The organism is Vreelandella sp. ssv, from assembly GCF_059448525.1.
The window spans coordinates 139,557-159,535 of the sequence record NZ_CM182545.1 but is presented as its reverse complement, the minus strand read 5'-3'; the positions used below and the strand labels follow the sequence as shown (position 1 = coordinate 159,535).

Here is a 19,979-nt window from a genome sequence, read left to right as displayed (position 1 = left end):
AAAACTCCTAACCAATGACGCCGGACATCGCCCAGCCAAGAAGAGTGTCGATCAACCACAGCATCAGCCCCACCACCAGCACCGCCACCAGCACGATGGCGGTGGTTTGGATGGTTTCGGCACGGGTCGGCCATACAACGCGCTGAATCTCTTTCTTGGCGCTTCTGGCAAGCTCTACTAAATCACGACCCTTGGTAGTGGTCAGCGCGATCAAACCCGCAATCACACACAACACCACCACACCAAGCACGCGGTAGAGCAGGCCAATATCGGCGAAATAGGTATTACCAACGACTGCAACGACAAGCAGCGCCACGACCGCCGCCCACTTGAGCCCGTCATGGCGCGTCTGTTGCACCTCGGCGCCATGTTTTACAGAACCAGGCTTCATAAAAACGAGACTCCTCAGGGTGCGGCGAACGATAAAAGAATTTTGGAAAAAGACATACCAACCTGGGGAAGGTTGGCAGGCCAGGAGGGAATCGAACCCCCAACCTGCGGTTTTGGAGACCGCTGCTCTGCCAATTGAGCTACTGGCCTGTATCGTCGTACTGATTTTAACAACTCTACATCTATCGATAAGCGTCTTTTTCAATCGCCTATACAACAGCGGGCGCCATGGTAGCGAAGAAAGCCACTTCTGACAACCCCTTCTTTACGCTCAGACCCTATTCAAGCCACCTAAGCGCAGAGACAAAAAAAGCGAGCTTCGCTCGCTTTATCTGCAATATGGAGCTCATGGACGGAATTGAACCGTCGACCTCACCCTTACCAAGGGTGTGCTCTACCCCTGAGCTACATGAGCTAAACACATCAACTGGAGCGGGCGGCGGGAATCGAACCCGCACCATCAGCTTGGAAGGCTGAGGTTCTACCTTTGAACTACGCCCGCAGAACCTGTCTTGAATGACAATCCGCTATGCGCCGCCTTATAGCTTTACCAAGCTATAATTCGTAGACAATGCCCGCTACCGGCTTATCATTCAGCCGCACCGATTAAATCGCTGCGGCCTAATTCTGGTGGAGAGAGAAGGATTCGAACCTTCGAAGCTTTCGCGGCAGATTTACAGTCTGCTCCCTTTGGCCACTCGGGAATCTCTCCAACGTGGCGGCATATTATGCCAGCCTTCAAAAATGTGTCAAGCCTGATAATCGTTATGGCTATGAAAAGCTTAGCTTATCAACTCATAAAACATCAGCACTTTCAACATCGCGAGACGCTTATGCCTCGCCTTCGAACGCGCTGCATTCTGTCAAAGCAACATTGAGAATGCAAGTCCCGCACGAATCTTTTCTAGCGACACAGGCTCAGGCACTCGCGGCGCTCCTGACATTTTACCGGCACGTTCAGCAAAGGTCATCGGAAAGCATGCCTCCAAGCCGCCATAGACCATGTCCGGCCATACGGCATGAGGCACCTGCACCCCCCGGGAGACAACCCGGGCATCGCCTCCTGTCAGCAGCATCGGTAACGCCACGCCTTCTTGATCGCACACTTCACTATAAATGCGGTTAATGGCACTGACGGCGGCCATATAAATACCGTGGTTGACGGCATCCACGGTGCGCCGCCCCGGCTCTAAAAGCTCATCGGCCTCGCTTTCAGGGTCGATGGCGACATTACGAGTACCGAGCTTTAAGCTCTCTTTCATCAAGCGAAGACCGGGGATAATAAAGCCGCCTAGGTGCTGGCCGCCTGGGAGCACAAAGTCGATCGTAATGGCACTTCCGCAATCCACCGCGCAGCAACCGCCCGCCAACTGATAGCCCGCCAGCGCCCCCATCCAACGATCGACGCCTAGGCGACCCGGCTCTTCGTAGCCATTCACCACGCCGAGCGCCTCATGGGTAGAGTGCGCTACGTACACATGGCGTACCCGGCGGCGCAGCAAAGCGACCGTCTCTTCCAGCACGGCTGCCCTGGCAACGCTTGATATACGCACCGCCTCAACCACGTCAAGATCGGGAATATCGGCCCCAGGCCGCCACTCTTCACGAGTCCACACCGCCCCTCGCGACCTTATCTCGCTACTCTCGGCATCCTTGAGCCGCCATTTAGACAGCGTGTTGCCGATATCAAGATCCAAAATCATAAACGCCTGCGTACGCTGATCTCACCGCCGGCTAGGCGTCGCGAGTGACCATTTTCGGTAACCCAGAGGTTACCACTCTCATCTACTTCTCCGGCGATAGCATCGCTGGTTTTCTGCCCTTGAATCACTCTAATCGGCTGGCCTGCATAGGCGTGACGCTGATTCCACGCATCCTGCCAGGCGCCAAAGCCATGATGCTCAAAGTCAGCCAGCATCGCCAGCAGGCCCGACACTACGTCTGAGGCCAACTGATTGCGCGAGATGTCCGGCAACCGCTCGAAAAGCGCCGCGACCGGCTGGTCGATCGCTGCCCGCTGAGCAGCGGGCAGCCACAGGTTCATACCCATCCCAATGACGACTTCGCAGGGGCCCGCTGCATCGCCTGTCACTTCGATAAGAATGCCGGCCAGCTTACCTAGCTCGTCGCCCTCTGCATCGCCCTGTTCGGACAGCAATATATCGTTAGGCCACTTAAGCTTAGGCGCCACGCCATGCTGCTCTAGCACCTGCGACACTACAACCCCAACGGCCAGACTCAACCCTTCCAACACCGCGATACCCGATTCAAAGCGCCAGCCCAACGAGAGCATTAAGCTCTGCCCCCAAGGCGTCGACCAGACGCGACCGCGTCGCCCACGCCCCGCCGTTTGCAGTTCAACCAGGCACACTTCTCCATGCCCAGCGCCCTGTTCAAATCGCTGGCGTACGAACTCATTACTGGAGGGCAACTGATCTTCCACAAACAGGCGTGTAAGGTGATGGCGTGCCTGCGCAGGCAAACGCTCGACAATTTTTGCGCCTTCCAAAGGCTCCAGGCGCTGCGCCAATCGATAGCCACGTCCTTTGACGGCCACTAATTCGACGCCCAACGCTTCCAGCTTTTTTAACTGCTTCCACACCGCAGCACGAGAAATACCCAGCGTTTCACCCAGCTGCTCGCCAGAGTGAACCTCGCCATCGCTTAACAAACGCATCAGGTTGCCGATGGTCATGCTCCTGCCCCAATGGGAAAAGCGCTATTCTAGCGGATGGAGGTTCGCTGCGAAAACTTTCCTAGGGGCGACCAAGGTCGATAAGCGCTCCAGTAATATCAGCGAAGCCTTTGACATGGTAGAATAGCGATTGGACGCAAGCCCTGAGCCAAGATGGTCGGCAAACTGCCAGCCCTTGCGACCCGCATTTTCCGACCCGTGGACAAACGGGTGTTCACAAGAGTTCTCTCTCAGCATGCAAAACCAGCAAAACTCCAGCGCGGTTAATAACCTGCGCAACGTCGCGATCATAGCCCACGTTGACCATGGTAAAACCACACTGGTCGACAAACTCCTGAGCCAGTCCGGCACCCTTGACCGTAAAGCAGAAGGTCAAGAGCGCATCATGGACTCAAACGATCAGGAAAAAGAGCGTGGCATTACCATTTTGGCCAAGAACACGGCCATTCAATGGCAAGACAGCCAAGGTAACGGCTACCACATCAATATCGTGGATACGCCTGGGCACGCCGATTTCGGTGGTGAAGTAGAGCGCGTCATGTCGATGGTCGATTCGGTTCTACTATTAGTAGACGCCGTTGATGGCCCAATGCCGCAAACTCGCTTTGTGACGCAAAAAGCTTTCGCCCAAGGCCTGAAGCCTATCGTGGTGGTCAACAAGATTGACCGTCCCGGCGCTCGCCCTGACTGGGTTATCGACCAGATTTTTGATCTGTTCGACAACCTTGGCGCGTCTGACGAACAGCTCGATTTCCCGATCATTTACTGCTCCGCCCTAAACGGCATTGCCGGTATGGATCCTGAAGAGCTGGCGGACAACATGGACCCCATGTTCCAGGCCATCGTCGATATCGTTGAGCCGCCGAAGGTTGAACTTGACGGCCCTTTCCAGATGCAGATCTCGGCACTGGATTACAACAGCTACGTAGGCGTTATCGGCCTGGGTCGCATCAAGCGTGGCGCGGTGAAACCGAACCAGCAGGTGTCGATCATCGGCGTTGATGGCAATGTGCGTAAGGGCAAAATCGGCCAGGTCATGACCCATATGGGCCTTGAGCGCGTGCAGACCAACGAAGCCACCGCGGGCGATATCGTCTGTGTGACCGGCATCGACGATCTGTCAATCTCGGATACGCTATGCGATCCGGCCAAGGTCGAGGCGCTGCCGCCGCTGTCTGTCGACGAACCGACCGTCTCAATGACCTTCCAGGTCAACGATTCACCGTTCGCCGGTAAAGACGGCAAGTTTGTGACCAGCCGTAATATCAAGGATCGCCTTGAACAAGAGCTGATCCACAACGTGGCGCTGCGCGTGGAACAGGGCGAAACCCCTGAGAAGTTCAAGGTTTCCGGGCGTGGCGAGCTGCACCTTTCGGTGTTGATCGAAACCATGCGTCGTGAAGGCTTTGAGCTGGCCGTAGGTCGCCCCGAAGTGATCATCAAAGAGATCGACGGTGAGAAGCAGGAGCCCTACGAAGAGGTCATCATCGACTGTGAAGAGCAGCACCAAGGCTCCATCATGGAAGAGCTGGGCTATCGTAAAGGCGAGATGACCAACATGTTGCCGGATGGAAAGGGACGGGTTCGCCTGGACTTCATCATTCCGGCCCGCGGCTTGATCGGTTTCCGTGGTCAGTTTCTGACCCTGACCTCGGGCACCGGCATCCTGACCAGCCGTTTTGATCACTACGGCCCGCTGAAGCCTGAAGCCTCTATTGAGCGTCGTAACGGCGTATTGGTCTCAATGGTTGACGGTAAAGCACTCGCCTACGCACTGTATGCACTGCAAGAGCGCGGCAAGCTGATTATCGATCACGCCACGGAAGTCTACGAAGGCATGCTGATCGGTATCAACAATCGCGCTAACGATATGGTGGTTAACCCCACCAAAGGCAAGAAGCTCGACAACATGCGCTCCACCGGTAACGATGAGAACATCGTGCTAACCCCGCCGATTAAGTTCTCTCTGGAGCAGGCAATCGAGTTCCTAGATTCCGACGAGCTCGTCGAGGTCACGCCTGTGCATATCCGTTTGCGTAAAAAGCTGCTGAAAGAGACTGAGCGTAAGCGTTACAGCAAGAAGTAACCCGCTCCAAGCAGTGAGTCACCAAAAACCCGCGAAAGCGGGTTTTTTTATGCTTAGTTGCTTCTGCGCTCAGACGGCTCCCAGCGTTAACCCTTTGCCAATAGAGCCCCCTTAACGCAGCCTAAACGCTAATACGCTGGAAAGGCGGCGCGTTCTATCGCACAGTAACGTTAAATTCAGCGCGTCCAAGGCACGCTGGCATCTCTATATTCATACAGGTGTTTGGATACTACCCCATCCTGCACCGAAAAACGGACACTCTTACCCATGAGCGGTCAAAACGTCTGGACGCATAAAGGTACCTTTCTTCTCGCGGCGGTTGGTTCCGCCGTCGGCTTAGGCAATCTGTGGCGATTTCCTTACCTGACTGGTGAAAACGGCGGCGGCGCCTTTATTTTGGTGTACGCGCTAACCATCTTCGCAGTCGGTATTCCTATTCTCATTGCCGAGATCATGTTGGGGCGTAACAGTCGACAAAGCCCGATTATGGGCATGCGACATCTCACCAAAACCCACGGCACCTCGCGAGCTTGGGAAATGATCGGCTGGCTGGGTGCCGCCTCGGCGTTTTTAATTCTAAGCTTTTATTCCGTGATTGCCGGTTGGGCGATCCACTACACCGGGCTAATGCTGACCGGTTCGTTGGTGGGAGCTGATGCGCAAACCATTAGCGACGGCTTCGATGCCCTTCTAGCGTCGCCTGGCCTAATGACGCTCTATCATACTATTTTCATTGCAGCGTCGGCGTTGATCGTCGGCATGGGAATACATAAAGGCATCGAATCGGGGCTACGGATCATGATGCCCGCGCTGTTTGTCATTCTGCTGGTGGTACTGGCCTACAGCGTTATCAATGGAGACCTAGCCGCCGCGGCTAATTTCCTGTTCACCTTCAACATTGCTGACCTTAGCCTTGAGGGCTGGCTACAGGCCATGGGGCAGTCGTTCTTTACGTTGAGCTTAGGCATGGGGGCCATCATGGCCTACGGCGCCTATATGCCTAGCGATGTGTCGCTGACCCGAACCGCCTTTGCCGTCGCTATTGTCGATACCGCCGTGGCGATGGTCGCTGGCCTGGCCATTTTTGCCCTGGTATTTGGCGCGGGGTTAGAAACCGGCCAGGGTCCTGGACTGATGTTTGTCACCCTGCCGCTGGCATTTGCCGAAATGCCATTTGGCGCTTTAGTGGGCGGCGTGTTCTTTATCCTGGTATTGGGCGCCGCCATCAGTTCCTCCATTTCCCTGATTGAGCCCGTCGCAGCGTTCCTGGTAGAGCGTTTTGATATGACCCGCCCTCAGGCAGTCACTATTATGGTGATCGCCGCCTGGGCGATGGGACTGTTGACGGTCGTCAGCTTCAATGTGTGGGCCGAGGGGACGATATTCCATCGCCTGTTTGGGCGCAGTGCTTTCGACCTTATTGAGCTATTGACCAATATCTTTATGCCGGTAGGGGGATTATTAATTGCTCTGTTCGCAGGCTGGGCGTTGACCCAAAGCGAAGTGATGAAAGAGTTGGGCACCAACGTCACCTGGTTTAAGTTCTGGCGGTTCCTGGTGCGCTTTGTGGCGCCCGCTGCTGTCGCCTTTGTATTTTTACGCACGATTCCTCAGGTGGATGGCTATCTTACCCCCACCCTTGGCGCGCTGCTGATCGTCGGCGCGTTTGCTGCCAGCCAGCGGTGGCTCAAAAAACCACGACAAACAACTTAACAACGGCACGCAGGCGGCTTCTTAGCCGCCTGCGCCGCGTGGAGACACCATGAACCCTCTTATTGATGTACAGCGAGTCAACAAAGCGTTCGGCGGCTTACAGGTGATTAACGACTGCTCTATACAAGTAGAAAAGGGCTCCATTACCGGCATGATTGGACCCAATGGCGCTGGCAAATCAACCCTGTTCAACTTGATTGCGGGTGCCTTAGCGCCCGATAGCGGCCGAATTCTGCTCGATGGTGAAGACATTACCGCGCTTAGCGCCGACCAGCGCTTTCATCGCGGATTACTACGCACCTTTCAGATCGCCCACGAGTTCAGCCAGATGAGTGCACTGGAAAACCTGATGATGGTGCCGCCCAGGCAAGCCGGCGAAAGCCTTTTCAGCGCTTGGTTAAAGCCAACCAAGGTGCGTCGGGAAGAGGCCGAGGTGCGCCGCCGCGCGCTGGAAGTCATCGATTTCGTGGGTTTACATCACGTGCGAAATGAGCTCGCGGGCAATTTATCCGGAGGGCAAAAAAAGCTGTTAGAGCTTGGTCGCACCATGATGACGGATGCCAAGGTAGTGCTGCTTGACGAGATCGCCGCCGGGGTGAACCGCACCCTGCTGGGCGATTTGATCGATAATATTGAGCGCCTTAACCGGGAGATGGGATACACCTTTTTAGTGATTGAGCACGATATGGAGATGATTGCCCGCCTCTGCGACCCGGTGATTGTGCTCGCCCAGGGAAGCGTGATGGTGGAGGGGCATATCAACGATATCCAAAACAACCCTGAGGTTATTGAGGCCTACTTTGGCACTGATGCCGCTTAAGGGTGATCTTTTCGCTACCCACCAATGACTACAATGATGTCGCTTTAAGTAAGCGACCTTGCTGAGAAACTTTGCTTATGCCATCAACAACCAGGCCATTAATCGACGCGCGGGATGTGTATGGAGGCTATGGCGGTATGAATATCCTTAACGGGGTAAACATGACGCTGGAAGCCGATGAGGTCGGGGTGATCGTTGGCCCCAACGGGGCTGGCAAATCCACCATGCTGAAAGCGGTCTTTGGCCTGCTGCATGTTAATCAGGGCGAAATACTGCTTAACGGCCAACCAATCCAAAACCTGCCGCCTAACCAACTGGTGCAGCGCGGCATGGGCTTTGTGCCCCAGGAGAAGAACGTTTTCCCGAGCCTTTCGGTGCAGGAAAATCTGGAGATGGGGGCATTTTTAAAGCCGCAAAACGTTAAGCGCATGCTGGCTCAGGTGTATGAGTTTTTCCCACCGCTTTATGAAAAACGACGCCAGCCCGCCGGTGAGCTCTCCGGTGGTCAGCGCCAGATGGTCGCTATGGGGCGAGCCTTAATGGCCGAACCAAGCCTGCTATTGCTCGATGAGCCCACCGCGGGGCTGTCGCCACTCTACATGAATGAAATCTTTGACCGCGTCAAACAGATCAACGCCGCTGGCGTGGGCATTTTGATGGTGGAACAGAACGCCAAACAGGCATTAGCGATAGCCGATAAAGGCTTTGTGCTGGCCGCTGGCCAAAACCGCTTTACTGACACCGGGGCCGCACTACTCGCCGACCCCGATGTCGCCAAAAGCTTTTTGGGCGGCTAGCCCCAGGGAGAGATACGTGAACGAACTGGTTTTTTTCATCAATAATGTGGTGATCTCGGGCAGCGTGAGCGGCTCCATTTATGCCATCGGGGCCATTGGGGTAACGCTGATTTTCAGTATCATGCGCTTTGCCCACTTCGCCCACGCCGACATGATGACCTTTGGCGCCTTTATGGTGCTGCTGCTGACGACGCTGTTTCCGGCTGCAGGCGCCAGCCTCGGCGTGCCAACCGCAGTTTTAATGCTGCCGCTGGCAATGCTGTTGACGGCGGCCTTGGCCGTAGGTATCGACAAGACTTTCTATAAGCCGCTACGCGCCCATGGCGTTAAACCCATAGTGCTGGTGATTGGCTCGCTGGGTGTCACGCTGATCCTGCAGGGCTTGATTCGCCTCTTTTCGGGCACTGGCGGGCAGAGTTTGTATGTTGATGACCGCAAAGAGATCTTCCGCCTTGCGCTGCCCTTCGAGGGTGTCCGGGCACCGATTGTGATTACCGAACCGCAGATTTATCTGTTTGTGATTACCATCGTTGCGGTCGTCGCACTACACCTTTTCCTTAACCGTTCGCGGTTAGGTAAAGCAATGCGTGCCATGTCGGATAACCCTGAGCTGGCCCAGGCATCGGGTATTAATACCAATACCATTGTGGCGGTGACCTGGATGATTGCAGGAGCGCTGGCCGCTATTGCCGGTACGCTGCTCTCCCTGGATGTCACCTTCAAGCCCGATTTGAGCTTTTTCCTACTGCTGCCCATCTTTGCCGCTGCGATTGTCGGCGGCGTTGGCCACCCTTACGGCGCCATTGCGGGTGGCTTTGTGGTCGGCTTTGCCGAAACCCTGGCGGTATTTAACTGGAACGTGCTGCTGCGCCCCTTCCGCGACAGTCTACCGGACTGGCTGGAGCTACCGTCGAACCTCGCCTTTGTGGGCACCGAGTACAAAATCGTGGTGCCGTTTTTCATTCTGGTCGCCATTCTGGTGTGGCGACCCACCGGTCTCTTTAAGGGCAAGGTGATCTAATGAGCAATTCAGCAAAACCGCGCAACCCGGACTACACACCAAAAGACGCTACTCAAGCGCGACGCTTCCCGCTACGCGAGTTACTCCTGTTTAGTGTGCTGCTTGTGGCTATTTTAGCGGTTTACGCCACCATGGGGGCGGCTTACAGCACGCGAATGCTCGTTGAAGCCGCTTGTTACGCCATCCTGGCACTTGGCTTAACCATTCAGTGGGGCTACGCGGGGCAGTTCAACGCAGGCGTAATGGGGTTTGTCGCCTTGGGCGGCTTTTGTGCGATGTTCTTCAGTGTTCCGGTTAACGATGCCTTTTGGGGAACTTCACTGCCCGGGGAACTAGGTCGCGTACTGCTGTATGGCGCTGCCTCTATCATACTGATTGTCGCTGTCAGCAAGCTGGATCGTTTAGGCATGCCCACACCTCTGCGTACGTTTCTCGCGGTGGTGCTAGGTATCGTGCTTTACCTCGTGGTCATTAACCAACTGCGTGATGTCACCAGCGCCATTCAAACCCAGGCAGGCTTTGTTGGGGGGCTGGGCTTACCGCCGTGGATCGGTTGGATTGTCGGTGGCGCGCTGGCGGGGGGCGTGGGCTACTTTATCGGTCATATCTGCCTAGGTTTACGCAGCGATTACCTGGCCATTGCTACCCTGGGCATAGCCGAGATCATCAAGGCGTTTTTGAAGAACTCTGACTGGCTGACCCGCGGCACCGCCACGGTGTCACCGCTGCCATGGCCAACGCCGGGACCAGCCGAGCTGGGGTTTACCCTCTCGCGAGCAATTTACCTTTCGTTTACGGCGGTGATCATTGCGGTGATCTTCTTGCTGCTTAATCGCGCCTATAACGCCCCTTGGGGCCGTATGATCCGGGCGATTCGCGATAACGAAATTTCTGCCGCTGCGATGGGCAAAGATATCAATAAACGCCGCCTTGAGATCTTCGTACTTGGCTGCATTTTGATGGGCATCGGCGGCGGCATACTGGGTACCTTTAACAGCCTCTTTGATCCTCAGGGCTATTTACCGCTCAATCACACGTTCCTGGTGCTGGTGATGGTGATTCTTGGCGGGCCGGGTAATAACCTGGGCACCATTTTTGGTGCAGTAGCAGTGTATATCATCTGGATTATGTCTGAGCCGCTGGCGCTGTTCTTAATGCAGCTAGCCGTGGCCTTTGGCGAAGGCACTTTCGGCTGGGATGCGCCCAGCAATATAGATAGCCGCGCCCTTCAGGCACGGGTGCTGGTGATTGGTTTGTTGATCACCCTGGTGCTGCGCTTTGCACCCAAAGGGCTACTACCCGAGAAGATCAAAAGTCATAGCTGATCCCCTCACCTACTGACCCATAAAAAAATGCCCGGCTGCTAATAGCCGGGCATTTGTTTTAACGCTTAGCGGGAAGCTTAAAGATCAACCTGACCTTTGCTGGTAAAGGTGCCCTCTTCGACAGCCATTTCTACCACCACGCCAGGCACGTCGCCGTTTTCATTAAACTCATGAGAGCCAGACGCGCCTTCGTAGTTAATATCGGTACCTGCGGCAATCAACTCAACCGCTTTTTCCCACTCGCCGGGCAGAATGACTTCGCCGGGGGCGCTTGAGACGCTGCGCAGCGCTTCGGAAAGCCCTTCACGGTCAGCGCTGCCGTTCTGCTCAATTGCCAATGCAATCAGAAAGGCTGCGTCGTAGGCTTGGGCGGCAAATACTGCGCTGGGGTCTAGCTCAGCTGCTTCGGCGGCTTCGATAAAGATATCGGTACCGGGCAGGTCAGGACTGCCGGGGCGAGTAGCGATCATGCCGTCCAGAACATCCGCACCAATGGCTTCAATAAGGCTATCGCCGACCATACCGTCGGCGCCTACGTACTGGGTAAACATGCCGCTTTCATAGGCTTGACGCAGCACCGTTTGACCAGAGGTATCGGCATAGGCCAGTACAACGAGAGTATCAACGCCACTGACAGAAAGTGAACCTAGCTCAGAACGATAATCCGCACGGTTATCCTCGTGAGCAAGACTTTCGGTAATTTCACCACCGCCCTCTTCAAAGGCAGCGCTAAAGGCATCCGAAAGCCCTTGACCGTAATCATTGTTGACGTAAGTAACGGCCACTGCATCAATCCCTTTCTCCAGCAGCAGCTTAGCCAGCATTTCACCCTGGAAGGCGTCAGACGGTACGGTACGGAACACCAAATCGTTGTCATCCAGCTCTGAAACTGCCGGAGCGGTAGAAGCGGGTGAAACCATCAATACACCACCGGGAATAGCGGCGTTATTCGCCGCGGCAATGGTTGCCCCCGTACATAGTGCACCGACAATCGCTGTCACATTCTCAGAGTTCACCATACGGTCGGCGGCGTTAGAAGCAGCCGACGCATCGGAACAGGTGGTATCGCCAGACGACATCACCAACGTTTGGCCATCTAGAATGCCACCCTGCTCATTGACCTGCTCTACGGCCAATTGCGCTCCTGCAAAAATGGGTGGTGTTAAACTTTCGATTCCCCCGGTAAAGCCGCCCAAGAAGCCAACTTTGACCTCTGCCTGTGCGATTCCGGTCATTGCCAGGGTTGAGGCCGCCACAGCGGTGGCTAATGCGCGCTTATTGATCATATTATTTGTCGCTCCCAGTGTCGTAAGAGGTTATTCATTTTTTAGTGTGCCTCAGCGGTCAATCGTTAAGGCTGCTATTAATCTGGAACTGGAAAGCCAAAAACACAAGCATCGGCTTCTAACGCTACTTCGCAAAATGGTCTACAGCCAGCTCTCAAACTTGGGTTTATGGCTTAACCAAGCGTTGAAATGGCGCCAATATCATCGACCAGCAGGCGCACCCGGACACCCTCTTCCTACACCGCGTGGATGCCCCCCACCAACACCCTGCACAGCGCCAGCATGCTCAACCATTGGCGTTAGGCATCGTCATGCTCTTCGTACTCGTCGCTGGCTTCCAGGCGTTCGGCCCAACGCTTGCGCGCTAGATTGCGTCGATAAAGACGCACCAGTGCAATCGATAATGCCGTGGCTAACATGCCCGCGAGCACCACACCCTGCCAAGGGCGGGCCGCATTGCCCATCACCGTTTCCAGCGTCATTATCAGGATCAAGCCAATCGCTTGGGAGCCGATCGCTAACGCGCGCAGCTTATCAAAAGCGGGTGGGGGCATAACGTCTCCGTAATTTTCAGCTCAAATGATATGGTCTCCTAGTGTACCTGCTTCACGACATGCTTAACTGGAAACCCGAATTAAAAACCTACGTTGAAAACCTGAACGGGATACCCATGAATGCCATTGCTCTCGGCCCGCTACTGATTTCGCTACCACGCCTGTACGCCGTTGGCTGCGCGCTATTTCTGCTGCTCTGCGCGCGCTTTTTGTTAGGGCTACCTCGCCCGTCTCAGCAGCGCTGGTTTACCGGGCTTATTATTGTTTGGTTAGTGGGCGCTCGGATGGGCCATATCCTGCTCCATCTGGATAGCTATAGCGACACCCCGCTTGAAGCGCTCAAAGTCTGGCAACCCGGCTACCACGGCCTCTGGGGGATGGCGGCAGGCTTGGTATGGACAGCCTGGACGCTGCGGGCGCGGTTATTGGCTATGGGCGGTGCAATGGCCATGCTAGTCGCCACCTCCAGCCTCTGGCTGGTGCTAGTCACCCTGGCGCCCCTGGGTAAAGACTTTGCGGTTGACGCCCTACCTGAGGTCACCCTTGAGGATGTGGAAGGCAATGACGTGCATCTGCCCTCACTGACCGACAATGCTGACCGGATTATCGTCAACCTGTGGGCGACCTGGTGCCCACCCTGCCTGCGTGAAATGCCGTTGCTTGAGGAGGCCGCTCAGCGCGATGGCGTTAGCGTGGTGGTGGCTAACCAAGGCGAAGACCTACTGCCGATGGTGCGCTACCTGGATGAGCAGCAGCTTGAATTTCGCTATGCTCTGCGCGACCCCAGCCAACAGTTAATGGCCCTTTTCGAAGCACCGGGGCTGCCCACTACCGTTTTATTCGATGGCCAGGGAAATACCTTAGAGGTACATGTGGGCGAACTTACCCGCGCTCATCTAGACCGCTGGTTAAAAGATTGATGCCGATACACCTTAATCCCCCCGCTGCTTTGCGTTAGAATCCCCCGCCCTGTTGCCGCCGATGCTCCCCTCCGGCGGCAGTCGACCCGTTTTGCAGACTCCTCCGAGGCATCATGAGCGATTTTTCTCCCGGCCAACGCTGGATTAGCGACGGTGAAGCTGAGCTTGGGCTCGGCACCGTGCTTAACTGCGACGCCCGTAGCGTTACCATTTTGTTCAGTGCCAGTCAGGAAACCCGTACCTACAATACCCGCCAGGCTCCGCTGACCCGCGTCATGTTCGGCAGCGGTGACCGTGTCCTATCAGCCGACGGTTGGCAGATGGTGGTTGACGATAGCAAAGAGACCCACGGCCTAATCACCTATATCGGTGAAGACAAGGAGGGCAATCTGCGCGAACTGCCCGAGGCCAAACTCGCTGATACCATGCAGTTTGATCAAGCGCGGGACCGCCTGCTGACCGGCCAAGTCGATCGCAACGACTGGTTTGATTTGCGCTTTCGTACCCTGCACCACTATCAGCGTATTGAGCAGCACAGCGCGCTGGGCTTTTCCGGACCGCGTATCGACCTGATTCCTCACCAGCTCTATATTGCCGATGAAGTCGCCAACCGCCATGCGCCCCGCGTATTGCTGGCGGATGAAGTCGGCCTGGGTAAAACCATCGAAGCCGGCCTGATTCTGCACCGCCTGCTGCTCAACGGCCGCGTTGAGCGGGCGCTGATTCTGGTGCCCGACAGCCTTACGCACCAGTGGCTGGTCGAGTTACTGCGACGCTTCTCGCTCAACGTCACGCTGTTGGATGAAACACAAAGTCAGGCCCACGGCAGCTACAACCCTTTTGAGAGCGCGCAGCTGGTACTCGCCAGCCAAGGCTGGCTGTTCGCCAACCCGCAACGCCAGGAGCAGGCGCTGGCCAGTCAGTTCGACCTGCTGATCATCGACGAAGCGCACCACCTCGACTGGAGTGAAGAGGGTAGCGGCCCCGGCTACCAATGTGTCGAGCAGCTGTCGGCGGTAATCCCCGGCCTGCTGCTGCTCACCGCGACCCCCGAGCAGATGGGCATCAAGAGCCACTTTGCCCGTCTGCGGTTGCTGGACAGTGAGCGCTACCACGATCTTGAACGCTTCAAGGCCGAAGAGAGCCATTACACCGAGGTGGCCCGCGCCATTGATGCTCTGGAGGCGCTGCCCGATGACCCTAGCGCCCGTGTTCATGTTTCTGCGGTAGCCGATGACCGCGACAGCCAGGCGCTGCTGGCCATTCTGTGCAACCCGGAAGCCAGCCAAGCGCAGCAGGACACCGCTCGCGCCCAGTTAAGTGAAGCGCTGTTGGATCGTCACGGTACCGGTCGAGTAATGTTCCGCAACAGCCGCCGCCATGTAGGCGGCTTCCCAGAACGGCGCTTAAACCTCGCGCCCTTAGCGTTGCCTTCGGCCTACCGTCGGGTGGTGCGCCGCCTGGAACGTGACGACGACTACCTCGACGAGCTGTTGATTGAGACCGGCATGGATCACCCCGACGTGCTGATCTATCCCGATGCGGCCTACCGTGAGCTCAGCAATGACCCGCTCAACGGCGAAGACTGGTGGCACATCGATCCCCGGGTTAACTGGCTGCTGGAAAAGCTCAGCGACGACAGTGAGAGCGGCTTCGCTAACGAAAAAGTCCTGGTCATTGCCCACCACCGGGAAACCGCCGAAGGGCTTTCAGAAGGGCTACGGGTGCTGGGCGGCTACCGCGCACCAGTGTTCCACGAAGACCTTTCCCTGATAGAGCGTGACCGCGCGGCGGCGGCGTTTGCTGATGAGGATGAGGGTGTACAGGTGTTGGTCTGCTCGGAAATTGGCTCTGAGGGGCGCAACTTCCAGTTCTGCCGCCACCTGGTCATGTTCGATATGCCCCAGCACCCTGATCAGTTGGAGCAGCGAATTGGCCGCCTGGATCGTATCGGTCAACGCCACGCTATTGAACTGCATATTCCGACCTTCGAAGGCAGCCCCGGTGAGCGCCTGCTGCGCTGGTACCACGAAGGTATGGATGCATTCAGCGCCCCTCATGGGGTCGGCAACGAGCTGTTTGATGCTTTTGGCGACGCCCTGGCCGACGCCCTGCTGGATGATGAAGCGCTTGACGAGATCATCGCCGAAACCCGTACGATGTTTAGCGCCAAGCTGGCGGAGCATGATGCGGGCCGTAACCGGCTGCTGGAGCTCAATGCTTGCCGCCCCGCCCACGCTCAGCAGGTCATCGACGCCGTGCGTGAACTTGATGACGACGCCGCGCTCCCTCGCTACCTGGAAAGGGCGCTGGATATTTTCGGCGTGGAGAGCCAGGAGATCGGCAAGGGTTTAATGCACCTAAAGCCCAGCCAACATATGCTGGATGGGCTGCCGGGTCTGGTCAAAGGCGAAGAGGGTTTTACCGCCACCTACAGCCGCGCTCAAGCGTTGGCGCGGGACGATGTTCAGCGGCTCTCCTGGGAGCACCCATTGCTGCGGGAAATGATGGGTCGCGTGCTGGATGGCACCATGGGCAACTCGGCGCTCGCACTGCTGCGCCACGATGCTATTCCCAGCGGTCGATTGATGGCCGAGCTGGTGTTCCGCACCCACTGCCCGGCGCCCAAGAAACTGCACCTTAACCGCTTCCTACCGCCCACCGCGGTGCGCTTACTGCTGGATGAATCAGGCGCCAACCTGACCAGCAAAATCTCCTTCACCGGCTTGGGCAAGAACCTGCAGAAGGTGAATAAGTCGCTGGCACGGGATTTGATCAAGAGCCGTCACGACCAGCTGCGTGAACTGCTAACGCAGGGTGAAGGCGAAGCCGAGCGCCAGCTGCCCAGCATCGTCGAGAACGCCGAGGCGCGTATGCGCACTCAGTTGGACGCCGAGATTGCTCGCTTAACCGCCCTGGCGGAGCACAACCCGGCGGTGCGCAGTGCAGAAATCGACGCGCTTAAAGATGAGCGCAAGGCACTCAGCGAAGCCATTGAGAACACCCGCCTGCGGCTTGATTCAGTGCGGGTGATTATCACCGTTGATGCTGACCGCTAAAGAATCGCCTCAAGCGCCTTGTCCAGAGTAGGGTATTGGAAGCTAAATCCTGCCTTTTCCAGGCGCGCGGGGCGCATATCGGCCCCGGTGAGCAGCAGCCGCGACATTTCCCCAAAACCCGCTTTTAATACAAAGGCGGGCACTGGGAAAATGGCCGGGCGGTTAAGCTGCTTGGCCAGGGTTTTAGTAAAGGTGGCATTGGTCACCGGGTGCGGCGCACTGCCATTGAAGGGGCCGCTCAAACCCTCTTGATCGATGAGGAACAGGATCGCCGCGACTAAATCGTCGCGGTGAATCCACGGCATAAACTGCTCACCGCTACCAAAACGACCACCCAATCCTAACTTGAACGGAGGTAGCATTTTCTGAAGACTACCGCCACCCGCCTCTAGCACCAAGCCAATGCGCACAATCGCCAACCGCACACCCATGGCCTCAATGGGTTTAGCGGCGGCCTCCCATTGCTTGCACAGCCGATGGGCGAACTCATCGTTGGGCATGGTCTCCTCGGTTACCACGCGCTTGCCCTGATCGCCGTAGTAGCCCATCGCTGAACCCGACACCATCACCTTAGGCAGCGGCTGGCCGTTGGCCTTCAGCTGTTCGCAGAGCGCCACCAGTTGCTGGGTTGCCGCCACACGGGAGTTAATCAGCTTGGCTTTCTGCGCCTCGCTCCAGCGCTTGGCGGCGATGGGCTCACCGGCCAGGTTAATTAACGCATCCGGCGGCGATTCGATAAACGCCTGGGCACTATCGCGAATATCGCAACTGCTGGGCAATTGATCTCGCACTTGGTGGGGCGAGCGGGAAACCACCTGCACCTCGTGGCCTTGTTCGGCTAACTGTCGGCATAGACGCTGGCCGACAAAGCCACTGCCTCCGGTCACTAGTACGCGCATGGAATTACTCCTATTTAGTGGCATTGTTAGGTGTCAGTTTAGCGAGATACATTAATCGATAACTAAATTGTACGATATTTATACACAACTGATACCATGCGCTTCCACAACGATTAATTCGACCTCTTTCTACAGTTGCGAGTGCTCATGGCTAAACCGCTACCGCCGCTTACTACCCATCACTCAGTCGCTGTTATTGGCGCTGGCATCGCAGGACTTGCCTGTGGGCAGGTCCTGACCAGCAGCGGCGCCAGCGTCACCTTATTTGATAAAGCCCGCGGCCCCGGTGGGCGCATGTCGAGTAAACGCAGACCCGGCGCGACGCTTGATTTAGGCGCCCAGGCCTTTAGCGTGCGCGACGCAGATTTTCAAGGCGCCGTCGATGAGTGGCTCGCCGCTGGCTGCATAGCCGCTTGGCCGGCCCGTACCTATCAGGCTAGTTCAAGCGGCTGGCAGGCGCACAATGATGGCCAAAAGCGCTACACCGGTGCGCCCAGAATGAGTGCCTTGACGCGCTATATGGCCGATTCGCTAACGGCCCAGCCCAATGCAGAGCTGCATACCGGCACACCCATCGACAAGCTCATCCCCGCGCCCAACGGCTGGCTGCTAGTAGATGCTGACGGAACTCGCCACGGGCCCTACGACCAAGTCGTGATTAACGCGCCGCCTCCCCAGGCCCATGCGCTAATCGAACCATGGGACGACACTCTGGCAGCGGCGTGTTTATCACGAGAACAGCGGGCCTGTTGGGCGGGATGGGCAATTTTTGACGGGCCGCTTCCTGCCGTACCCGGTGTTGACCCGGACTGGCAGATGGCGCGCCTTGCGCATCCAGCCCTTAATATAGTATCCCGTAATCAAACCAAACCAGGTCGCGACACACAGCCGGAAAGCGTTAGCCTTTTGGCACAGCTTGAGTGGAGCGAAGCCCATTTAGAGCAGCCTGCCGAGTGGGTGGCAGAACAACTACTCACCGCCCTGAAACGTGTTTTCCCACCTTCCGCCACGCTCCCCCGGCTGATTGAAACGGGTGCTCATCGCTGGCGCTATGCGCAGCCCTCAATTCCTTGCGAATATGATTACTTATACAGTGCCAACGGTTTGGCGCTATGCGGTGACAGCTTTCGTGACGGTCGCGTTGAGGATGCCTGGCTATCCGGACACCGTTTAGGAGAAGCACTAGTAGGCCGGTCGGTTCAATAAGCACGGGGCTTAAATGATTAAGAAGGATTCCTATAAAGGTTGTACCGAGTAGCGACAAGTTGTACAAATGGGCATACAGTATCGTGCTAATGTTAAGTTTTTAAATCAGGCAACCTTTAAATGGAACATGAATCACCTTCGCCGCGGCGAACCATGACAGGCCCCTGCAGTACCGCGCTGCAGCCAACGAAGAGGTACTGGCGTCCATGAGTCTCAAGGTGACCCACCCACCCGATACGCCACTCTATCCGATACGCGAAGTGTCTCGACTGACAGGCGTTAATTCGGTCACGCTTCGCGCCTGGGAACGACGTTATGGGTTAATTCGCCCCCAGCGCACTCCCAAAGGTCATCGGCTTTACGCTCAGGACGATATCACTCGAATTGAACGTATTTTACAGTGGCTCAATCGTGGTGTGCCGGTCAGTCAGGTCGCCGACTTGCTTGACCAGCCAGAAACAATTGAGACGCCTACGCCCGATGCAGGCGACTGGGCTAGCCAGCGCCAGCAACTACAAACCATCATCGAAGCGTTAGACCTGCCCAAACTAGAGGCTTTTTATCACCAGAGTTTGGCGCTCTACCCGCTCAGTATTACGATTAATGAGCTATGGCAACCGGTTATTCTTAGTCTGGAAGCAAAGTGGGCCATTCAAGCAGATCAGCTAGTTCGACGCACGTTGGAAGCTTTTTTGCGCAGCCAGGTGGGTATCCGCTTACATTATGCCAACCAAGCTACCCGTGGCCCGCTGGTTCTGCTCAACGCCATGCCCGACGACCCCGGCCCGCTGTGGGTGTTGATGTCGGCACTGATGGCCAGCGAGCAGGGCTACCGAGTGCAGATGCTTGACCACTCCCTGCCGCTTGAGGACCTTCCTCAGGCAGTCGCGCGGCTACACTCATCGATGGTGCTGCTGTCTAGCGGTCAGCGAGAAAGTGATAGCTATATTCACCAAGCGTTGCCCAAGGCGGCCGAGACGTTAAACGTCCCAATTGGCGTGTGTGGCGAAGTGGCTCGTCTCCGCGAAGCCGACCTGCGCGATGGCCCGGTACACTTGCTTGGGGATGATCTGCCCCAGGCGATTGCTCGCTTGCGGCCGCTATTACGCGAGTCTGGCGTACTGTAACCAGTCCGCTCTTACCCTGGCCGTTCGCCCTCTGGCGACCGGCCATTTTTTTGTGCCGCAGGAGCCCCTTATGACAGGAAA

At 56.6% G+C, this 19,979-nt stretch carries 16 protein-coding genes and 4 tRNA genes; 10 read left to right on the top strand and 10 right to left on the bottom strand.

Going from position 1 to position 19,979, the window contains the following annotated elements:
* Window positions 1-7 precede the first annotated feature (7 nt).
* The 7 genes from secE to AC5TBW_RS00705 all read right to left on the bottom strand — a co-directional run bounded on the left by secE (window position 8) and on the right by AC5TBW_RS00705 (window position 3,085).
* Window positions 8-391 carry a preprotein translocase subunit SecE gene (gene secE, locus AC5TBW_RS00735; protein WP_008959179.1) on the bottom strand — a complete coding sequence of 128 codons (384 nt, stop codon included), beginning with the start codon at window positions 389-391 and terminating at the stop codon, window positions 8-10.
* A gap of 73 nt (window positions 392-464) precedes the next feature.
* Window positions 465-540: transfer RNA gene (locus AC5TBW_RS00730), tRNA-Trp, on the bottom strand.
* A gap of 190 nt (window positions 541-730) precedes the next feature.
* A tRNA-Thr gene (locus tag AC5TBW_RS00725) sits at window positions 731-805 on the bottom strand.
* Between the two features lie 13 nt (window positions 806-818).
* Window positions 819-892, bottom strand: a tRNA-Gly gene (locus tag AC5TBW_RS00720).
* A gap of 126 nt (window positions 893-1,018) precedes the next feature.
* A tRNA-Tyr gene (locus AC5TBW_RS00715) sits at window positions 1,019-1,102 on the bottom strand.
* A 151-nt stretch (window positions 1,103-1,253) separates the two neighbouring features.
* The gene (locus AC5TBW_RS00710) at window positions 1,254-2,093 is read right to left on the bottom strand and encodes a type III pantothenate kinase (protein WP_495510288.1); all 840 of its coding nucleotides are present in this window, start codon (window positions 2,091-2,093) and stop codon (window positions 1,254-1,256) included.
* Window positions 2,090-3,085 (bottom strand): biotin--[acetyl-CoA-carboxylase] ligase, encoded by a 996-nt coding sequence (locus AC5TBW_RS00705; RefSeq protein ID WP_495510287.1) that lies wholly within the window; start codon window positions 3,083-3,085, stop codon window positions 2,090-2,092. Before AC5TBW_RS00705 ends, AC5TBW_RS00710 begins: the two co-directional genes overlap by 4 nt.
* 235 nt (window positions 3,086-3,320) lie before the next feature.
* Here AC5TBW_RS00705 and typA point away from each other — a divergent pair, with 235 nt between their 5' ends.
* From typA to AC5TBW_RS00675, 6 genes are all read left to right on the top strand, one after another.
* A complete protein-coding gene (typA, locus tag AC5TBW_RS00700; protein WP_495510286.1) occupies window positions 3,321-5,171 on the top strand; it encodes a translational GTPase TypA in 1,851 nt (616 codons plus the stop codon).
* A 267-nt stretch (window positions 5,172-5,438) separates the two neighbouring features.
* Window positions 5,439-6,884: a sodium-dependent transporter gene (locus tag AC5TBW_RS00695; protein WP_495510285.1), complete on the top strand. Its 1,446-nt coding sequence runs from the start codon at window positions 5,439-5,441 to the stop codon at window positions 6,882-6,884.
* Window positions 6,885-6,933: 49 nt separating this feature from the next.
* On the top strand, window positions 6,934-7,704 hold the full coding sequence (locus tag AC5TBW_RS00690) for an ABC transporter ATP-binding protein (protein ID WP_495510284.1): 771 nt from the start codon (window positions 6,934-6,936) through the stop codon (window positions 7,702-7,704).
* A gap of 77 nt (window positions 7,705-7,781) precedes the next feature.
* Complete coding sequence (locus tag AC5TBW_RS00685; protein ID WP_495510283.1) at window positions 7,782-8,501, top strand: ABC transporter ATP-binding protein; 720 nt, start codon at window positions 7,782-7,784, stop codon at window positions 8,499-8,501.
* A gap of 16 nt (window positions 8,502-8,517) precedes the next feature.
* Window positions 8,518-9,522, top strand: coding sequence for a branched-chain amino acid ABC transporter permease (locus AC5TBW_RS00680; RefSeq protein WP_495510282.1), 1,005 nt, complete (start codon window positions 8,518-8,520; stop codon window positions 9,520-9,522).
* The gene (locus tag AC5TBW_RS00675) at window positions 9,522-10,847 is read left to right on the top strand and encodes a branched-chain amino acid ABC transporter permease (RefSeq protein WP_495510281.1); all 1,326 of its coding nucleotides are present in this window, start codon (window positions 9,522-9,524) and stop codon (window positions 10,845-10,847) included. The genes AC5TBW_RS00680 and AC5TBW_RS00675 overlap by 1 nt, the downstream gene beginning before the upstream one ends.
* 77 nt (window positions 10,848-10,924) lie before the next feature.
* Here AC5TBW_RS00675 and AC5TBW_RS00670 read toward each other — a convergent pair whose 3' ends face one another.
* Window positions 10,925-12,133: an ABC transporter substrate-binding protein gene (locus tag AC5TBW_RS00670; RefSeq protein ID WP_495510280.1), complete on the bottom strand. Its 1,209-nt coding sequence runs from the start codon at window positions 12,131-12,133 to the stop codon at window positions 10,925-10,927.
* 299 nt (window positions 12,134-12,432) lie between these two features.
* Window positions 12,433-12,687: a hypothetical protein gene (locus AC5TBW_RS00665; RefSeq protein WP_495510279.1), complete on the bottom strand. Its 255-nt coding sequence runs from the start codon at window positions 12,685-12,687 to the stop codon at window positions 12,433-12,435.
* 116 nt (window positions 12,688-12,803) lie between these two features.
* On the opposite strand from AC5TBW_RS00665, the gene AC5TBW_RS00660 reads away from it, so the two are divergent.
* Together AC5TBW_RS00660 and rapA are read left to right on the top strand one after the other, a co-directional pair.
* Window positions 12,804-13,607: a redoxin family protein gene (locus tag AC5TBW_RS00660; RefSeq protein WP_495510278.1), complete on the top strand. Its 804-nt coding sequence runs from the start codon at window positions 12,804-12,806 to the stop codon at window positions 13,605-13,607.
* Between the two features lie 113 nt (window positions 13,608-13,720).
* Complete coding sequence (gene rapA / locus AC5TBW_RS00655; RefSeq protein WP_495510277.1) at window positions 13,721-16,666, top strand: RNA polymerase-associated protein RapA; 2,946 nt, start codon at window positions 13,721-13,723, stop codon at window positions 16,664-16,666.
* On the opposite strand, the gene AC5TBW_RS00650 is transcribed toward rapA, so the two are convergent.
* On the bottom strand, window positions 16,663-17,565 hold the full coding sequence (locus AC5TBW_RS00650) for a TIGR01777 family oxidoreductase (protein ID WP_495510276.1): 903 nt from the start codon (window positions 17,563-17,565) through the stop codon (window positions 16,663-16,665). The genes rapA and AC5TBW_RS00650 overlap by 4 nt on opposite strands.
* Before the next feature lie 147 nt (window positions 17,566-17,712).
* On the opposite strand from AC5TBW_RS00650, the gene AC5TBW_RS00645 reads away from it, so the two are divergent.
* Both AC5TBW_RS00645 and AC5TBW_RS00640 read left to right on the top strand, forming a co-directional pair.
* The gene (locus AC5TBW_RS00645) at window positions 17,713-18,771 is read left to right on the top strand and encodes an NAD(P)/FAD-dependent oxidoreductase (protein WP_495510275.1); all 1,059 of its coding nucleotides are present in this window, start codon (window positions 17,713-17,715) and stop codon (window positions 18,769-18,771) included.
* A gap of 206 nt (window positions 18,772-18,977) precedes the next feature.
* Complete coding sequence (locus AC5TBW_RS00640; protein WP_495510274.1) at window positions 18,978-19,898, top strand: MerR family transcriptional regulator; 921 nt, start codon at window positions 18,978-18,980, stop codon at window positions 19,896-19,898.
* Window positions 19,899-19,979 lie beyond the last annotated feature (81 nt).

Bases quoted from the DNA above. Each gene is read 5' to 3' on its own strand.
- AC5TBW_RS00685 (WP_495510283.1), top strand. From the start codon at position 7,782: ATGCCATCAACAACCAGGCCATTAATCGACGCGCGGGATGTGTATGGA.
- AC5TBW_RS00695 (WP_495510285.1), top strand. From the start codon at position 5,439: ATGAGCGGTCAAAACGTCTGGACGCATAAAGGTACCTTTCTTCTCGCG.
- typA (WP_495510286.1), top strand. From the start codon at position 3,321: ATGCAAAACCAGCAAAACTCCAGCGCGGTTAATAACCTGCGCAACGTC.
- AC5TBW_RS00645 (WP_495510275.1), top strand. From the start codon at position 17,713: ATGGCTAAACCGCTACCGCCGCTTACTACCCATCACTCAGTCGCTGTT.
- AC5TBW_RS00690 (WP_495510284.1), top strand. From the start codon at position 6,934: ATGAACCCTCTTATTGATGTACAGCGAGTCAACAAAGCGTTCGGCGGC.
- AC5TBW_RS00650 (WP_495510276.1), bottom strand. From the start codon at position 17,565: ATGCGCGTACTAGTGACCGGAGGCAGTGGCTTTGTCGGCCAGCGTCTA.
- secE (WP_008959179.1), bottom strand. From the start codon at position 391: ATGAAGCCTGGTTCTGTAAAACATGGCGCCGAGGTGCAACAGACGCGC.
- AC5TBW_RS00705 (WP_495510287.1), bottom strand. From the start codon at position 3,085: ATGACCATCGGCAACCTGATGCGTTTGTTAAGCGATGGCGAGGTTCAC.
- rapA (WP_495510277.1), top strand. From the start codon at position 13,721: ATGAGCGATTTTTCTCCCGGCCAACGCTGGATTAGCGACGGTGAAGCT.
- AC5TBW_RS00710 (WP_495510288.1), bottom strand. From the start codon at position 2,093: ATGATTTTGGATCTTGATATCGGCAACACGCTGTCTAAATGGCGGCTC.
- AC5TBW_RS00675 (WP_495510281.1), top strand. From the start codon at position 9,522: ATGAGCAATTCAGCAAAACCGCGCAACCCGGACTACACACCAAAAGAC.
- AC5TBW_RS00660 (WP_495510278.1), top strand. From the start codon at position 12,804: ATGAATGCCATTGCTCTCGGCCCGCTACTGATTTCGCTACCACGCCTG.
- AC5TBW_RS00640 (WP_495510274.1), top strand. From the start codon at position 18,978: ATGAGTCTCAAGGTGACCCACCCACCCGATACGCCACTCTATCCGATA.
- AC5TBW_RS00670 (WP_495510280.1), bottom strand. From the start codon at position 12,133: ATGATCAATAAGCGCGCATTAGCCACCGCTGTGGCGGCCTCAACCCTG.
- AC5TBW_RS00665 (WP_495510279.1), bottom strand. From the start codon at position 12,687: ATGCCCCCACCCGCTTTTGATAAGCTGCGCGCGTTAGCGATCGGCTCC.